Origin of the sequence: Streptococcus oralis (genome assembly GCF_004127215.1) — a bacterium.
Lineage (GTDB): Bacteria > Bacillota > Bacilli > Lactobacillales > Streptococcaceae > Streptococcus > Streptococcus oralis_BD.
Genome location: NZ_QEWJ01000001.1, coordinates 492871 through 507871, shown reverse-complemented (window position 1 = coordinate 507871; position 15001 = coordinate 492871). Strand labels below are relative to the sequence as shown.

Here is a 15001-nt window from a genome sequence, read left to right as displayed (position 1 = left end):
ATCATGTACCTAAGATTAGAATTGTTTATCCCAAACTTATTTGAAAGTTGCTCTAAGCTATATCCTTGTTTTCTAAGTTCATAGATCTGAACTTTATCCTCATAACTCAATTTCATAATAAAACACCCCAAAAGTTAGATTTTTTCTGTCTAACTTTTGGAGTGCAGTTCATTTCCGGACAGGCTTTTTCTAATAGTGATGAAAATCTCTTGACATCTATTTTCAGAGTGCTATACTAAAAGAGTAATCGCCGATTTAGCTCAGTTGGTAGAGCAACGCACTCGTAACGCGTAGGTCACAGGTTCGATCCCTGCAATCGGCATTTTGAGAATAGAAAAGAAAGATAAAGAATATTTAAAGTGTTTGTTAATAGGCAATCATCACAATTTAGTTTTTAAAAATAGGTTAGTATTTTTGGAATCTTTGACCAAAGTGTGACCAAAATTTGACCAATAGTCAATGAATATAGAATAAAGTGGATCAGGAAGCTGGTCTATTTTATTTTGTAGTTATTGGACAAAAGTGGTCTATTTTAGCTTGACAAATATACGCATAATGTGTATAATAATAAGTGTAAGGAGGTAACGACTATATATGCCACTTACAGGTAAAGAAATGGTGAAACTAGCTCTTGAGAATGGATGGGTTGAAGTTCGTCAAAGAGGAAGTCATCATCATTTTAAGAAAGAGGGTTTTTCTTATCTTGTTACGATTCCAGTTCATGGAAATGAAGATTTAGGAAGAGGATTGGAAAGAAAGATTCTCAAAGATTTAGGATTGTAAGTCTTACATTCCTAAGTCTTTTCATATAGGAGGTAGTAGAATGTTAAAAACGTATCCAGCTATTTTTCATAAAGAAGGAACAGGATATTGGGTAGAATTCCCAGAATTTGGTGGTGGTACAGAAGGAAAAAATATCGAAGAAGCGATGAAAAATGCTCGTGAAATGCTTGAAAATGTTTTAGCTTCTTATATCGATGAAGGGATGGCGCTGCCTACTCCAAGTGATATTTTAAAGATTGAGGTTTCAGATGGTTTTGTATCAATGATTCAAGTCGATCCTGCGCCCTTTGTGAGAAGTAATAAGGCAATTAGGAAAAACGTGACCGTTCCTGAATGGTTAGTTCGTCTTGCTGATCGAGAGAAAATTAACTATTCAGAAGTGTTGGCGCAAGCGTTAGAGAAGAAGTTGCAAGTTTGATTTTAAAGAATGTTTGTTGAATAATTAGAAATTGCAATTTAAGTAGGGGAGATGTTATGTATTATTTATTTTTATTTTTATTGTTTATTTTTATAGTATGGACAGTGATTAATTTTTTTATTGCTTATTTTTGGTGGATTTTGATATTTGCGATAATAGGAGGGCTGATATTTTATTGGATTGTTAGTGAAACGGAAGCTGGAGATTATACTTCTAGTGATTCTACTTCTAAAATTTCAACTTCCGAAATTCAAAACTCTAAATCTTATGGTTATGCTCGTTTATATGAAATTACATTTGAAAAACCTGCTACTACAGCTGAAAAAGCAAAATTTAGGGCTTTGTTTAAGCAATTTTTTGATGATTATTATGAAAAAATTTGTCAAGAAGGGAAGAAATTTGGAGTTGTAAAGGAAGTTCGATTGAATGATTACGAGTTGTATGAAGTTTATTTTTATGTCCGTAAGAAAGAGTTGAATTTGAAATTGAATGGTGAAATAGTATTGTCTCAAAGAATAAAAATTGTTAAGTAAAAAGCGAAGGAAAATCAAATGTTCCTGGATATTTAATTCGTTTTTTAGGTCAAAATGGGGAACCAGGTATTTGAAATTTGTTCGTAAATAGAAAAAATAACACTATCTTAGATAATGTTATTTTTTTTGTTTTCTTTGAAAAATTTGGTGGCTATTTCTTTCACGTACACTTCGTAGGAACTTGGTATACCTGCATTTTTGAGATAGTCATGGTAGTTGAAATGTTCATCTATCGGATACTCGCTGTTGATTAGGCTCATAAAATCAAGAATTCTCCCCTTTTCAGCTCTGTTTTCGATGCGTTGTGAGAAGGTATCGATATGAGCAAGTGAGTTATGGGAATCATCATTCAGTAAATGGTGTTTTTCGTGTAGTAGGATATTGATTTTTTCTATATCTGTAGTATCAGAACGTAGAAAGATGAAGTGTTGATTATTTATAAAAAGATAACGACCTTTTGTTTCTAAATGGTCTAACAAGACGACCTTGCAATTTAGGGCTTCGATTTCTTCTATGACTTTTCTTAGTTCCATACTATTTCTTGTTTGCAAAGTATTCTTTTAGGAAGTCTTTGATAATCATTCTGTCGTTATCTTTTATGGGTATACCATTATAGGCGACTGAGTTATCAATGGCTGTGTCAATGTCTGCTTCAGAAACTTTTAAGCAAGTTGGATCATCAGTAATTCCTGTCAAGTATTCAGAAGAAGTATTCAAAATTTCAGCTAATTTTTCTATTGTAGGTTGAATAGGTGTTCTATTTCCTTTTTCCCAATTTGAATATGAGTTTTGTCCTACTTGCAATTTTTCAGCTATTTGTTTTTGTGTTAGTCCAGCTTTTTTTCGTAGGTTTTTAAGTCTTTCAGGTAACATTTAATAATAACCTTTCAAAATTTTTAAAAAAGTGTTGACAATAACATCTCAATGAGATATAACATAATTATCTCAATGAGATATAATGTTTTAGAGGGTATCTTTTATAGTTTTCTTAATTAAATCAACGGTTTCATCTGAGAGTAGTTGGTTCTTGTAAGAGATTTTATCAGCGTTGAGGATTGATTCGATACGAACCGTTCCGTCAGATAGAAGTTCTTCGATAGAAACACCAAAGAAATCAGAAAACATTTCAAGGGTGCTAAGAGTTGGTTTGCTTTTACCGCTTTCCCATTTTTGATAGGATTGTTGAGTAATATCCAACTCTTGAGCAATTTGTACTTGAGTAAGATTGGCTTTCAATCTTAAATCTTTTAAATTTTTAGAAAACATAAAAAAGTTTAAAAAACCTGTTGACAAAACAGATAAAAAGTTGTATTATAATAATACAGATTAAAAGCTGTTAAGTCAATACCTTTCATAAAATAAATGAGGAGAAGAAAAAATGAAACGTTCAGATGTGGCATTATTAGTGGTAGAAATAGAGAAAGAAGCAGAGCGTGACTTTCCATATGTTCTAAACCTTCGATATGGAATGAAGGAGGAGGATCTTTTAAAACGTTTTAGTGCAGAAGTTTTGGAAGAACTAAGACAGGCTTATAAAGAGTATTCTGAAAAGCTGTCCAGTATTTCTAAGAGTTTACTTAATGAAGTTATTGAAACTCTTCCAAAAGAAGAGTAAGGTCACGGAAAAATAATTCTTTAACTCCGAAGAAATCAGGTGTTCCTAGAGTGTCGATAAGAAGTCTAAGATAATTATTTTTAAATTCTTGGTATTTTTTATCGAATTCTTCGGTAGCATATGGAAATGATTTGAAGAAGTCAGTTTCCTCAAATTCACCAAATAACTCTTCGATTGTTCCGTGAGCAATGGTTCGATTCGGTTTTTGTTCAAATCTTTCAGCTTTCTTGAATTCGGGTTCAATTAAAAAATTGAGTTTTGCGTTAATTTCGTTTTCGGTGTAAGGCATAATATAGATTCCTTTATTTAATTTAATGGTTCTTTAGTACAATCAAGTGTGAGTTGGTTGTACTGCTAGAGCTATTAAAACTAGCTAGAGTGAAACTTATCTGTATCTAAAACTTTAAAGAAGAATAATCAATAGTTTGCAATTATGAGTTTTGTTTCAAGTAAGTGATTGAGTAGTTTCTTTTAAAAGTGATAACAGGTATAAGTTATTTCTCTAACTAACGATAGTAGTTATTGGTCTTTGAAAATTAAATAAAAAAACGTGTCAGGCAATGATAGACACTGACCAAACACGAATATAAAAATTTAGCAATTTAATTATACGTGATTTTTGGAAAAATGTCAAGAGTTGCTTGATTGTAGATATATTTCATGGAGTTTAGTTGTTTCATCAATTTGTTTAGAAAGTTTGATAAACTTTTCAAACTCTTCCTCAGTAAATTGATAATGGTCTTTTACGTGCTTAGGTGTGACCTTTATTTTAACTTTCTTAAACTCAGCCGCATCTACCAACTAGATTCCATGAAATGTATCTACAAAACTTTATAGATTCTAAACTCTTTGCTGACTTTTCTAGTAAGACTACGGAAAGCAGGGATAACGTACAATTTCAAAAAATGTGCAAGAGGTTGTCATATCTGGATAAAGTTTTTTGAAAACAAAAATCCAGCAAAGTGTGTTTCCATCTTACTAAGCTGTTTACGATATTTTGTTTTTTGTTGAATTGGTATCATTATACCAGAAGTAAATGGAGTTGGCAAGGAGTTTAGAGTTTGTAAAGTTCATGTTGGGTGTTTCGTCCTTTCGCCTCAGGAGATAAGAAAAGGGAACTGACGGCTGTGGTACAGTCAATGATACTTCTTAGAAGGTAGCTAGAGTGAGATAGTGAGGTCTATGTGTTGTATGGTCGGTGTGTGAGAGTAAAAACTTGCTAATGCCTTTGGGTAAGAAAGAGGGGATATTGAGTTATCCTTAAATTCGTGATCTTGGCGAAGGTAGTAGGCTGAGAAGCTGAAAGTATGCGAAGATAGGAGCATACATTTTTATATTGCTATATTCTATTAAAAAAACGTAAAAAGGCTTATTTCAAAGCCTTTTTATTTTTGCAAAAATTAACAATAACTAGATTTTTATAAAACGGGTTTTGTCCTGATAAAGATTGAAAGTATTGTTAGTTTTCACAAGGGAATATAAGAAGTATTCTTTTATGTAAACTAACAATATGAGTAGAGAATAGAAAAGAGGAAAGATGGATATTTGGATCTACTTAGTAAGAGTTGGAATGCTATTGTCTATGCTTATTTTGTTGCTATTTTTGATTTACTGGATATTTATTTATCCAGTAATTTTGTTTGTATTTGTATTGTTTGTGGTTTTCTTTTTGATTATCACATGGAAGTAGAAAGGAAAAGGATTTATGTTGAATGTATCAATGGCTCTTCGTTTGTATCGTGAAATGTATAATAAGTCGAAAGAGGACTTAGCGAAGTATTTAGAGATTCAACCGAAAGCGTATGCTCGATATGAAAGTGGAGAACGTGAACCTAGTCTTGATAAGTTGTATAAATTAGCTTACTTGTATAACTGTAAGGTTGATGATTTTATCAATGTTGAAGAAAACTTTAGTGTTGATCGGGATGATGTTGTTTCAACTAAGGATTTGGATAATTTGGGTTGTCATCATCAATTTTCTCATGGCTTGATTGTTATGATGACTGAGGGTAAACCTTATGATGAAATGATTCGTTTTATAGGAAATGATAGGACGAAGTATGCACGAAAATCTGAAGTAAAACAATTTCTACGTGAGTTAATTGAAAAGATTGGTTAGGGAGAGGTGAGTAAAATCAAAGATGTTCTTTTGAAAGGAGAAAGAGATGTAAAGACGTATTCTGAAGAATGGATTTTGGGAGAATACAATAGAATTTATAGACGATTTTGTTGGAATTTGAAAATCTATGCTCATGTAAAAAATGGTGCTGATGTTTATGTCTCTTCAAAAAAATGTTGTGAAGATTTGTATAATCGTTTGTATGCTGTTGGTCAAGTTACTCGTAGTTATTGTAGTAAGATTGAATCGAAAATTGAAAAAACGTATCATCGTTTTTTAGAAGATGGAGTGATTATTGAGGATTAAGGAGTCAGTTTTACTGGCTTTTTTATTTTTGAAAGGAGAAGAAATGGTTTTGGTTGTTTGTGAAAGGTCACGTTCACCATCTAATGAATGAGATCGAAAAAGAAAAAACATTATTTAAAATAAAAAAAAGAAAAAAGGAGAAAAAATTAATGTTTAAATCTAATGAATATAAGGCTTTTGGTTCAATCCGTAAAACGAAAAAGGCAGGTGTTTGTGGAGTTATCCTTGCCTTTGCTATGATGGCTATTTTTACTCAAGGAAATGCATCTGCTGACGAAGTGAAACCATCATTACCTGCGACTACACAAGTTGCAAAATCAGCTACTGAAGTTGTAAAACAAGAAACTCAAAAACCAGAAACTAAAGCAGAAGAAACAGTAAAACCTGTTGCATCTCCTGATCTTGATTCTGCTGTAAAAAAAGCGCAAGAACTTGGTATTAAAACGACTGAAACTGAGAGAGTCGGTTACGATACCGAGGAACAAGCTAAAGCTGATGAAAAAGCGCAAGTTGCTGAAATTGACAAGAAGATTGCTGAAAAAGAGCTGAATATCAAGGAAATTGAAACAGCTAAAGGTCAAAACAAGGAAATCCAAGCCGGAAATAAATCTGCTATGGAAAAAGCTGGCCTGAAATATACTGGTGATTATCCAAAGGATAAGAAATCTGTTGAAGGCTACAACGCAGGTGCTAAAAAAGAAAACGAAGTGAATGAAGCTAAGTTTAAGAAAGATAAATTGGCAGTTGAAGCAATTAAGGCTAAAAACAAAGCAATTATGGAAGCTAAAGGCTTGAAGTTCACAGGAAATTTTGCTCATGACAAGAAAGCTGTTGATGAATGGAATAAAGCGAATGCAGGTAAAGTTATTTCAACTATTCAGACTGGTTTAACTGCAACGTCAAGCACCACATTTGAAGCTATCTCAGGTGCTTCTAAAGCTGTTGCTCCAGACTATACAGCAAACGTTATTCAAGGGTATGCACGGAATACTAATCTAGATGCAAACTTTAATAACGTATTTTTGCTTGATGATAAGAGTGGTACAGCTAAAATCAAGGTAAAAAACACATCTCATGGTGATGTTACTTTAACATTCAGTGGTATTACTCCATCAGCGGAGTCAGGGTTCATTCGTAGTTATGTAGCTCTTTGGGCTTCTGAAGATGGTGGTATCGGTTATGGTGTCTTTATCTCTGCGGGTGCTGGTGCCGCCAACGGTGGCGGTGGCGTTGACGGTCAAGGTGGCGGTGGCGCTTCTGGCGCTTATCGTAGTGATCGACAGGGCTGGGTTAAAATGGTCACTGTTGGAGTGGAAACAGATGCTAGCGATGTGAGTGAAGTGACTATCAATGACGTAGATTCCAACCAAGTTATTGATGTTTCTAGCTTGGACGGAGCGAAAATTACTACTGGTGCTAATATTACTCAAAGTGGAAATTCATTCACGGCTAATGATTCTGCTCAATCACAATCTACATCAGGTGTCTTAGATTCTAACGGTATTGGTTGGTCATTTGCTAAAGGTCAAAAGATCAACTTTACTTTCATTCACTCAAACACTCGTGACGATTCGTACTCTATCGTTGGTGGTGTATTCGGACGTGCTTCTCAAAAAGAAGTAAAAGAAAAACCAATCTCTATCGAAGAATACAAAGAACCAAAATACACTCCAAAACCTATGATTTCAATTAAGCCTTATGTGCCTGTTCCTAAAGAAAAACAAGTGGAAGTTGAGTACCATAAGGCTTACGTTAAGGAAAAACCTGTAACACCTCCTGAAACACCAGAAACTCCTAAAACGCCAGAACCTCCAAAACCACAAGAACCTAACAAACCAACGCTTCCGAATACTGGAACAGCTTCTAGTATGCTTGGTTATGTTGGTACTGGTATTTTATCAATGCTAGGTTTAGTAGGTGTGAAGCGTAAGAAAGAAGCAGAATAAAATAGTTTAGTGTTTTGTAAAAGGTGGTAGAGTAACAGGATTACCACCTTTTTGTATTTGAAAAAAATGTAAATAGAAAAGGAAAATGAAAAAATGAAAATTGAAAAATTTAAGTTTAATCCTGAAGCAATTGGGAAAGCGAATTATGTTCGTTCTGAAAAAGCTCCAGCGATTATTGAGGGTAAGCCATTTGATGGGACACGTCATATTGTAATGAATGCAAAACATGGTATGTTTTCTATTATTACTCCAAAGGATATGACCGTTTACAAACCGAATGAAGAAGTTGAAGCGATTGAGCCTATCTTTATGGAAGATTATGTTGAAGGTACAAATTTTTCTGCTTCAACTAATGTATTGGCCAAAGGACTTAAACGTGTAGGAGGTAATAAATAATGGCTAAAAATGGACTTGAACTTGGGAATCGTGTAGAAATTTTTTCGAAAAAGTATCGTATCTTGAATGATTTGTTGCTGGACCCCAAAGGGGTCTTGGGGACTTGTAAATTCATTAAAAACGAAGGTGCTCAATTTGTGAATGTTGATCTTGAAACTGGTGAAGGTGATTATGATGGAGTTGAAGTGCTTGTCTATTCAGAAGGACAAGAAGATACTGTATTCTTGAAGGTAACTGAACAGTCAGCAGAAGAAATTGATGCTTTGAATCTTGGCTATCAGGAAGCCATTGATTTTGATACTTTACTCATTGCTTATCATGGTATGCGTAAGGCTGACCGTAATCAAGTTGAGCCTAACAAACATCGTTTTGTTTTTGTAGTTGATAAACTCAAAAGAGTAGGTGGTCAATCTAAACAAAATCAGAAGCAAGAACAGCATCAGGAACACAAGGGATAATTTTTAAAGGAGAGAGGATATGAGTTTACTTCCTGCGTATCGTGGAATCAAGATTAAACCTTATATGGTGAATCTAAGGTACTATATCTTTTCTTTTTTCTTTTTGTTGTTTAGTCCTATACTAGCTTTTTTTGTCTATTCCAATTTTGAGAAAATCAAGAATGTAGATATTTTCTCTATTGTTGTTTCACTAGTTATGCTGATTTTGATAATTACTGTAAGTGTTTATCTGACTTGGTTATCACAAGAAAGAGTTTTTTTCTTTCAAGTCCTAGAAAGACTTTCTAAATTAGCTTACTTTTTAAAGGAAAATGGATATACATATATTAAAAAGATTAAGACTAATTCAGGAACTAGAGATAAAATTGTATTTCCTGTTGTTTATATGAAGCAGAATCGGTATGATTTGGAAATTGCCTTTAAAATGGCTGGGAATAAGTTTCAGGATAAGTTCAAGAAGATTGGTAGTGATTTAGAAACTACTTTTTTCATGGACTTTATGGAAGTTCAGGACGATATTAAGTTTAAAACCTATAAGATGGCTTATTCTGCTTTCTTGAATCGTATCAAGGTAACTGATGTGGAGTATTCTGATAAGGGTATTCAACTGATGAAGAATCTTTATTGGAATCCTATTGATGATCCTCATTTACTTGTTTGTGGTGGTACTGGTGGTGGTAAAACAGTATTACTAAGAATATTGATTCGTGCTATGGCTAAAGTTGGAGTGGTGGATATTTGTGATCCAAAACAAGCAGATTTTGTGACTATGGCAGAACAGAAAGCTTTTGAGGGTCGTGTTTCTTATCAGGTGGATGAGATTGTTGAAATGATTGAAAGGGCTGTTGGTATCATGTTTGCTCGCTATGCTTATATGCGACAAAAACGTGAAGAGAATGGCGATAAAGATTTGAAGAAATTCTATGAGTATGGTCTTGAACCTTATTTCTTAGTTTGTGATGAATACAATGCTTTGTGTGCTATGCTTGATTTTCAAACGAGACAGCGCTTGGATAATGCTATGGGTCAATTCTTACTACTTGGAAGGCAAGCTGGCTGCTTTGCAGTTATAGCTATGCAGAAGCCTTCAAGAGAAGATTTAGGCTCAAAATTACAAGCGAATATCAATTTCCGAATTTCTGTTGGTCGATTGGACGAGGTTGGATATGATTTAGCCTTCGGAGAAGTCAATAGGAATAAGGAATTTAAGTACGTTAAGTACCTGGGCGGTAAGCGTGTTTATGGTCGTGGGTATGCTAGCGTATATGGAGAAGTCGCAAGAGAATTTTATTCTCCATTGTTAGAAAAGGGATTCTCTTTTACTGATGAATATGAGAAGATTGAGCGACGACAAAATCCTTTCAATCCTTTAGAAAATCCTGATGCTCAATTATCAGAAGAAGAAAAAGAAAATCTTCAAGCTGAAATGGAAGCGCAAGAGGAAATGCAAAAAGGGGAAGTCAAGAAGGCTAGCCCTGAATTGGTTCAGGAATTGATGGCTGGTAAACGACAGAAGGGAGAAAACAATCTTGGTGATCTTGTGAAGGCGAGTGATTTCTCAAGGACTATTGGTGTTAGTTTTTCATCTGTTCAAAATCTATTGAATAAATTGGAAGAAAAAGATGTCATAACTGTTAGTCGAGAAGATGGTTTTTTGTATTTAGATAAAAGACAGATGGCCTTGGTCAAAGATTTGTTTGAGTTAAAGAAAACTAGTACTCAGAAGTGGACTGAAATACTAGAAGACTATCCTTTTGAAGAATATTGATTGAGGAGAATTATTCTCCTCTTTTTTTGTTTAGATAAGAGTTGGTTGAATAGAGCCTACTAGTAGCTAGTAGCAGAAGCGAGGAAGCGAAGCGACGAGCGCCTGCGGTCACTAGCGGTCACTAGTAGGCTCTATTCAACTAATTAACCCACCTATTCTAATAGGTGGGTAACAAGAGTTACAAAATGCACTTCGCACTTACAGCCACGTGGCTTCAAGGTGTGTCTTTTTTGCAATTTCTTGTATCCCTTTTAGTAAAAATAAGGAGTTTTATAGGAGAAATGGACGGAAGAGAGTTAAAAGAGTTTAGAAAAGAACAAAAAATGACTAGGAAAGAGTTATCAATTAAGACTGGTATTCCTGTTTCAACTTTAAAGGCTTATGAGAATGGGTACAGAACTTTGAAAAAAACAGATTTTTTAGAAATAAAAAATCAATTTAGTTTGAAAAGATGTGATGCTAGTCTTACAAGATATATGGTGGATTATTTCAGGTTTACACTTCATAATGAAATTGATGTTTATTTTGTTGCGAAAGAATTTTTTGGATTTGATATAATGCCTAAACCTGAAACGACCTCATTTATGAAATATGAGCTGTTGTATCGGTATGGGGATATTTGGTTTTTAGGATTTAATTCTTCGTACAGTGAGAATGGAGAAGATAAAAACAGAATCACGGTTCAATTAAGCGGTCAAGGCTGCAGACAGTTAGAAGTCTATCTTGAAAATGAAAATATAACTTGGATTGATTTTATAGAAAAAATTCAGAAGCGTTATGGAAATGATTTTAGTGTTACTAGGATAGATATTGCAGTTGATGAAATGGTTCAGGAAGATTCAAAAGATAACTTTGATTTATCATCTCTAGTAACTAGATATTATAATCAAGAAATTGTTTCGCCATATCTAAGAAATTTTTCATTTGTTGGTGGAGGTGGATTTGATTTTGAGAATCCCTTAGAAGTAGAAAATAGGCAAGGTTTGTCAATTTATCTTGGTAGTCGTCAGTCTGAAATGTATTTTAACTTTTATGAAAAAAGATATGAGATAGCAAAGAAAGAAGGGATAAGCGTATCAGATAGCGTAAGGTTGTTTGGGATATGGAATCGGTATGAGGTTCGATTTTCGCAAGGCAAGGCAAGGTCATTTATTATAGAAGTTTTAGAAGGTGCTGAGATTGCTGAGTTGACAAGGTCGATATTTCAAGGTGCGATTCAGATTTATGATGGTACTGATGAACATGGTTTTAGAATGTATGATAGCAAGTGGCAAAGTCTTTTTGGAAATGACGAAGCAATCAGACTTTCAGTTAGTCCTGAGCCTTATTCTGTAGAAAGAACGATAAGATGGCTTGTTGAGAGGGTTTCTAATTCGTTAGTGTATGTTTCTGAGATTGATCGATTGTTCATGCAAGAGAATATGAAAAAAATAATGAGTTCAGGAGAAATTACGCCAAGACAACGAAAAGAACTAGAATTTCTTCAAAGTCAGTTAGGGAGTCTTGCATGATTGAATATAAAGATATTGAAAAGATTGTCTATTTGATTCCTGACAGAAATTTTTATGATGGAGTAATTGATAGTAAGATTGCTAGAGATTATCAAGCCTATATTGAATTTCAATCACAAAAGTACAACCAAACAAAGAGAAAATGTGATTGGGATGAACTGAAACGCTTGAATGCAGAATATGAAAGGTATTTAGCGAATGAGGTTGATGTAAAAAGAAAACTATTGTGGTTTGGGTTGCTAAGAAGGAGTAAAGAAGAGATGGAAGAGGAATGTTTAAAGTTGATTGAACGATTTCATTTAGAGAGGTGGTTTTAAAAATGTCAGTAAAATCAAAAGGTGGGGTTTGTGATGTATGTGGCTGCACTTTTGAGAAACCTTGCATCGATGAAATTTTTGGCTGTTGTCGTTGGATGAATTTTGATAGAACTATTTGTAGTTATTGTTTTTTTTAATTAGATGAAGAAGAAAAAAGGCGCTACGATGACTATTGATGACTTGCGATGAATTTTAAAGAAATGTAAGGGTTAAAACATGATAAGAATAGTAAAGACGATTGTTAAAATTGTAGGATATGTGATTTTAAACTCTATTTTAGGATTGGCGTTATCTTTGTTTTTTTATGTCCTGATAGGGAATGTAAAAATCTCGATTCTATTATTTATATTGTTTTTTATAGGAGGTTTAATTTTTGAATAAAAAGAAAAAATCTATACCTAGTTTACTTACTAGAAAAATACTGGAAGATATAAAATCAAAAAAAAGATTGATTTTATTGTTGATTTAATTATTGCAGGATTTATATTTTACATTATTCGTAGCATTATTTTTGGTTTAAAAAATATCATTTAGAAAGATGGGTGTAAAAAGAGATAAAGATGTTGAAAGTTTTAGAATTGTTTGCTGGTGTTGGGGGATTTAGGCTTGGTTTGGAAAATGCTGATAAAGATTTCTTTAAAACTTTGTGGGCGAATCAATGGGATCCTGGTAAAAAATCACAAGAAGCTTTTGAAGTTTATGATTATCATTTTTCTGAAAGTGAAAATATAAATATTAGTATATCGGATATTACTGATGATATGTTTTCGGAAATGAATGCTGATTTGATTGTTGGTGGCTTTCCTTGTCAAGATTATTCTGTTGCAAGAAGTAAGAAAGATGAAAAAGGTATTGAAGGAGAGAAAGGAGTTTTATTTTGGGAAATAATTAGGGCGACAAAGATTATCAGTCCTAAGTATTTGATTTTGGAGAATGTAGATCGATTGTTAAAGTCACCTTCAAAACAAAGAGGTAGAGATTTTGCAATTATGTTAAAAGCATTTGATGATTTAGGATATTCTGTGGAATGGAGAGTTATCAATGCTGCTGACTATGGAAGGGCGCAAAGAAGAAAAAGAATCTTTTTCTTTATCTTTAGGAATGATTCAGATTATTCAAGAGGTTTAGGTTTTGATGGTGAAGAGAGTTTCTTTGAGGATTATGTTTTTAGAAAAGGTTTATTTGCAACTCAATTTCCTGTTAAGAGTGAATTGTTAAAAAATAGGAAAGTGAGTTATGAATTGGTAGAAGATATTTTTGAAATTTCAAATTTATTTACTGGAGTTTTTTGGAATAGTGGTTTTATGAGGTGTGGAAAATGTTATTCATTTGATACTATTCCAGATTATAATTTTAGAAATTTGAGTTTAGGTGATGTGATTGAAAAGGGGGTGGTAGATGAAAAGTATTATATAACTGATTCTGGAAAGTTGGAGAAAATTGACTATTTGAGAAGTGCGAAAAAAATTAACCGAGTTTCGAAAGATGGTTTTTCATATATTTATTCAGAAGGTGGTATGTCACCATATGATAGTTTAGATTTACCAGCAAGGACAATGCTTACTTCAGAAGGAACTTTGAATCGTTCTTCTCATGTGATTAAAGTTGGAGATCGATATAGATTTTTAACTCCTATTGAAGCAGAAAGGTTGCAAGATTTTCCTGATAATTGGACGGAATATAAGAGAAATTCTGATGGTATGATTGAGAAAGTTAAAGATAGAATGAGAATGTTTTTTATGGGAAATGCTTTAGTGACTGATATAGTAAAAGAAATTGGCTATTTTATTAGAAAAGTTGAGTTAGAGGAATACAAATGAAAGTAAAAAAACGTTCACCTACTTAGTTGCTGGAAAATGCGAAATATAGAGAAAAAAATGAGGTATGGAAAATGACGTTAAGTGGAAAAGATAAACAAGTTATTGAATTGTCGAATGAACTTGCTAAAAAATTGAAGGAAAAAGATTTTTCGCAATCTTGGTCACTTGCAGGGGAGTTGAATGGGCTTCTTAAGAATGAAGAAGAGTTGACTTTATCTTATCAAGTAATTCAGTGTATTAAAAACGATTTGGCGAGTTATTATGATATGAATAAGGCATACAATAAAGTTGCAAATCGTGCTTTTGCGATTGGAAGCAATTTGGAGCGCAGTGCTTCAATTTAGTTAAAATGGTGAAGGAAGTCAAGTTTGGCTTCCTTTTTTTTGAAAGGAGAAAAAATGAGTATTAAAGTTGTCTATGATAAATTTTCTTATGTGTGTAATCATTATAGTTTCGGGAAAAAGTTGCTTGATTATCCTGAGAAGATTATTGCTCGTTTAAATGAACATTTTGACGGTGTGGAGTTTGGTCAATTTGATGGTTGCAATCCTGACAATGTGTATATCAATTCATTTACAGAAGTTGATACGCAGGAAGCATTGATTGATTTTGCTGGTATTTTGAATCATGGAGAATATGAGCAGTTAGTCAATGAAGATCGTTTGTCAGCTTATGTAGAAGAACATGAAGAAGAAATTGCTAGTCGTTTAGGAGATTCCTATGTGTTTCTCGGTCACGAAGGCGATAGCTGGTACTTTTTGCAATAGAAAATGGCTGGTGTTGAATATGGCTTCAAAAGTATTGATTAAGAATTCAAAGAATGGAAGGCAGGCTTGGTTTGGTCTGCCTTTATATTTTGGAAGGTTATCTCATATTGGTTTGACTGGTTCTTATGATGAAACTATTGAAATTGTTGATTATGAGGGTTCAGGTTTTATTGGATATGGTTTGTTTACTGTTGCTGATTTGGAACAGTTGAATAGACAAGTAGAAGGTTGATTAAGAAAGGAT

Annotated in this window: 20 protein-coding genes, 1 tRNA gene and 1 pseudogene; 17 read left to right on the top strand and 5 right to left on the bottom strand. The window is 33.4% G+C overall.

What is annotated here, in order from left to right; genetic code table 11:
* Positions 1-116 (bottom strand): annotated as a pseudogene (locus DF216_RS02450) (transposase); the annotation flags it as partial.
* Positions 117-249: 133 nt separating this feature from the next.
* Between DF216_RS02450 and DF216_RS02445 the strand changes: the two are divergent.
* The 4 genes from DF216_RS02445 (at position 250) to DF216_RS02430 (ending at position 1734) form a co-directional block, all read left to right on the top strand.
* Positions 250-322, top strand: a tRNA-Thr gene (locus tag DF216_RS02445).
* Positions 323-594: 272 nt separating this feature from the next.
* Complete coding sequence (locus DF216_RS02440; RefSeq protein ID WP_001131504.1) at positions 595-783, top strand: type II toxin-antitoxin system HicA family toxin; 189 nt, start codon at positions 595-597, stop codon at positions 781-783.
* Between the two features lie 40 nt (positions 784-823).
* Positions 824-1201 carry a type II toxin-antitoxin system HicB family antitoxin gene (locus tag DF216_RS02435; protein ID WP_000921490.1) on the top strand — a complete coding sequence of 126 codons (378 nt, stop codon included), beginning with the start codon at positions 824-826 and terminating at the stop codon, positions 1199-1201.
* A 56-nt stretch (positions 1202-1257) separates the two neighbouring features.
* Complete coding sequence (locus DF216_RS02430; RefSeq protein ID WP_129325854.1) at positions 1258-1734, top strand: hypothetical protein; 477 nt, start codon at positions 1258-1260, stop codon at positions 1732-1734.
* A 107-nt stretch (positions 1735-1841) separates the two neighbouring features.
* On the opposite strand, the gene DF216_RS02425 is transcribed toward DF216_RS02430, so the two are convergent.
* The 3 genes from DF216_RS02425 to DF216_RS02415 all read right to left on the bottom strand — a co-directional run bounded on the left by DF216_RS02425 (position 1842) and on the right by DF216_RS02415 (position 3000).
* The gene (locus tag DF216_RS02425) at positions 1842-2267 is read right to left on the bottom strand and encodes an ImmA/IrrE family metallo-endopeptidase (protein WP_129325853.1); all 426 of its coding nucleotides are present in this window, start codon (positions 2265-2267) and stop codon (positions 1842-1844) included.
* Between the two features lies 1 nt (position 2268).
* Complete coding sequence (locus DF216_RS02420) at positions 2269-2607, bottom strand: helix-turn-helix domain-containing protein (protein WP_129325852.1); 339 nt, start codon at positions 2605-2607, stop codon at positions 2269-2271.
* A 90-nt stretch (positions 2608-2697) separates the two neighbouring features.
* Positions 2698-3000 carry a helix-turn-helix domain-containing protein gene (locus DF216_RS02415; RefSeq protein ID WP_129325851.1) on the bottom strand — a complete coding sequence of 101 codons (303 nt, stop codon included), beginning with the start codon at positions 2998-3000 and terminating at the stop codon, positions 2698-2700.
* A 112-nt stretch (positions 3001-3112) separates the two neighbouring features.
* On the opposite strand from DF216_RS02415, the gene DF216_RS02410 reads away from it, so the two are divergent.
* A complete protein-coding gene (locus DF216_RS02410) occupies positions 3113-3349 on the top strand; it encodes a hypothetical protein (RefSeq protein ID WP_129325850.1) in 237 nt (78 codons plus the stop codon).
* On the opposite strand, the gene DF216_RS02405 is transcribed toward DF216_RS02410, so the two are convergent.
* Entirely contained in the window at positions 3321-3638 is a 318-nt protein-coding gene (locus DF216_RS02405) for a hypothetical protein (protein WP_129325849.1), read from the bottom strand. The two genes, DF216_RS02410 and DF216_RS02405, sit on opposite strands and share 29 nt — an antisense overlap.
* 1416 nt (positions 3639-5054) lie before the next feature.
* Between DF216_RS02405 and DF216_RS02400 the strand changes: the two genes are divergently transcribed.
* The 12 genes from DF216_RS02400 (at position 5055) to DF216_RS02345 (ending at position 14989) form a co-directional block, all read left to right on the top strand.
* The gene (locus tag DF216_RS02400) at positions 5055-5468 is read left to right on the top strand and encodes a helix-turn-helix transcriptional regulator (protein ID WP_129325848.1); all 414 of its coding nucleotides are present in this window, start codon (positions 5055-5057) and stop codon (positions 5466-5468) included.
* 6 nt (positions 5469-5474) lie between these two features.
* Positions 5475-5774, top strand: a complete 300-nt coding sequence (locus DF216_RS02395) for a hypothetical protein (RefSeq protein WP_129325847.1) — start codon at positions 5475-5477, stop codon at positions 5772-5774.
* Positions 5775-5923: 149 nt separating this feature from the next.
* Positions 5924-7720 carry an LPXTG cell wall anchor domain-containing protein gene (locus tag DF216_RS02390; protein WP_129325846.1) on the top strand — a complete coding sequence of 599 codons (1797 nt, stop codon included), beginning with the start codon at positions 5924-5926 and terminating at the stop codon, positions 7718-7720.
* A 93-nt stretch (positions 7721-7813) separates the two neighbouring features.
* Entirely contained in the window at positions 7814-8116 is a 303-nt protein-coding gene (locus DF216_RS02385; RefSeq protein ID WP_129325845.1) for a hypothetical protein, read from the top strand.
* On the top strand, positions 8116-8574 hold the full coding sequence (locus DF216_RS02380; RefSeq protein WP_129325844.1) for a hypothetical protein: 459 nt from the start codon (positions 8116-8118) through the stop codon (positions 8572-8574). The genes DF216_RS02385 and DF216_RS02380 overlap by 1 nt, the downstream gene beginning before the upstream one ends.
* A gap of 19 nt (positions 8575-8593) precedes the next feature.
* The gene (locus DF216_RS02375; RefSeq protein WP_129325843.1) at positions 8594-10342 is read left to right on the top strand and encodes an FtsK/SpoIIIE domain-containing protein; all 1749 of its coding nucleotides are present in this window, start codon (positions 8594-8596) and stop codon (positions 10340-10342) included.
* A gap of 281 nt (positions 10343-10623) precedes the next feature.
* Positions 10624-11853, top strand: a complete 1230-nt coding sequence (locus DF216_RS02370; RefSeq protein ID WP_129325842.1) for a replication initiation factor domain-containing protein — start codon at positions 10624-10626, stop codon at positions 11851-11853.
* The gene (locus DF216_RS02365) at positions 11850-12170 is read left to right on the top strand and encodes a hypothetical protein (RefSeq protein WP_129325841.1); all 321 of its coding nucleotides are present in this window, start codon (positions 11850-11852) and stop codon (positions 12168-12170) included. The genes DF216_RS02370 and DF216_RS02365 overlap by 4 nt, the downstream gene beginning before the upstream one ends.
* 563 nt (positions 12171-12733) lie before the next feature.
* Positions 12734-13990, top strand: coding sequence for a DNA (cytosine-5-)-methyltransferase (dcm, locus tag DF216_RS02360; RefSeq protein ID WP_129325865.1), 1257 nt, complete (start codon positions 12734-12736; stop codon positions 13988-13990).
* Between the two features lie 71 nt (positions 13991-14061).
* Entirely contained in the window at positions 14062-14334 is a 273-nt protein-coding gene (locus DF216_RS02355) for a hypothetical protein (protein ID WP_129325840.1), read from the top strand.
* 54 nt (positions 14335-14388) lie between these two features.
* Positions 14389-14757 carry a hypothetical protein gene (locus DF216_RS02350; RefSeq protein WP_129325839.1) on the top strand — a complete coding sequence of 123 codons (369 nt, stop codon included), beginning with the start codon at positions 14389-14391 and terminating at the stop codon, positions 14755-14757.
* 19 nt (positions 14758-14776) lie between these two features.
* The gene (locus DF216_RS02345; protein ID WP_129325838.1) at positions 14777-14989 is read left to right on the top strand and encodes a hypothetical protein; all 213 of its coding nucleotides are present in this window, start codon (positions 14777-14779) and stop codon (positions 14987-14989) included.
* Positions 14990-15001: the final 12 nt, after the last annotated feature.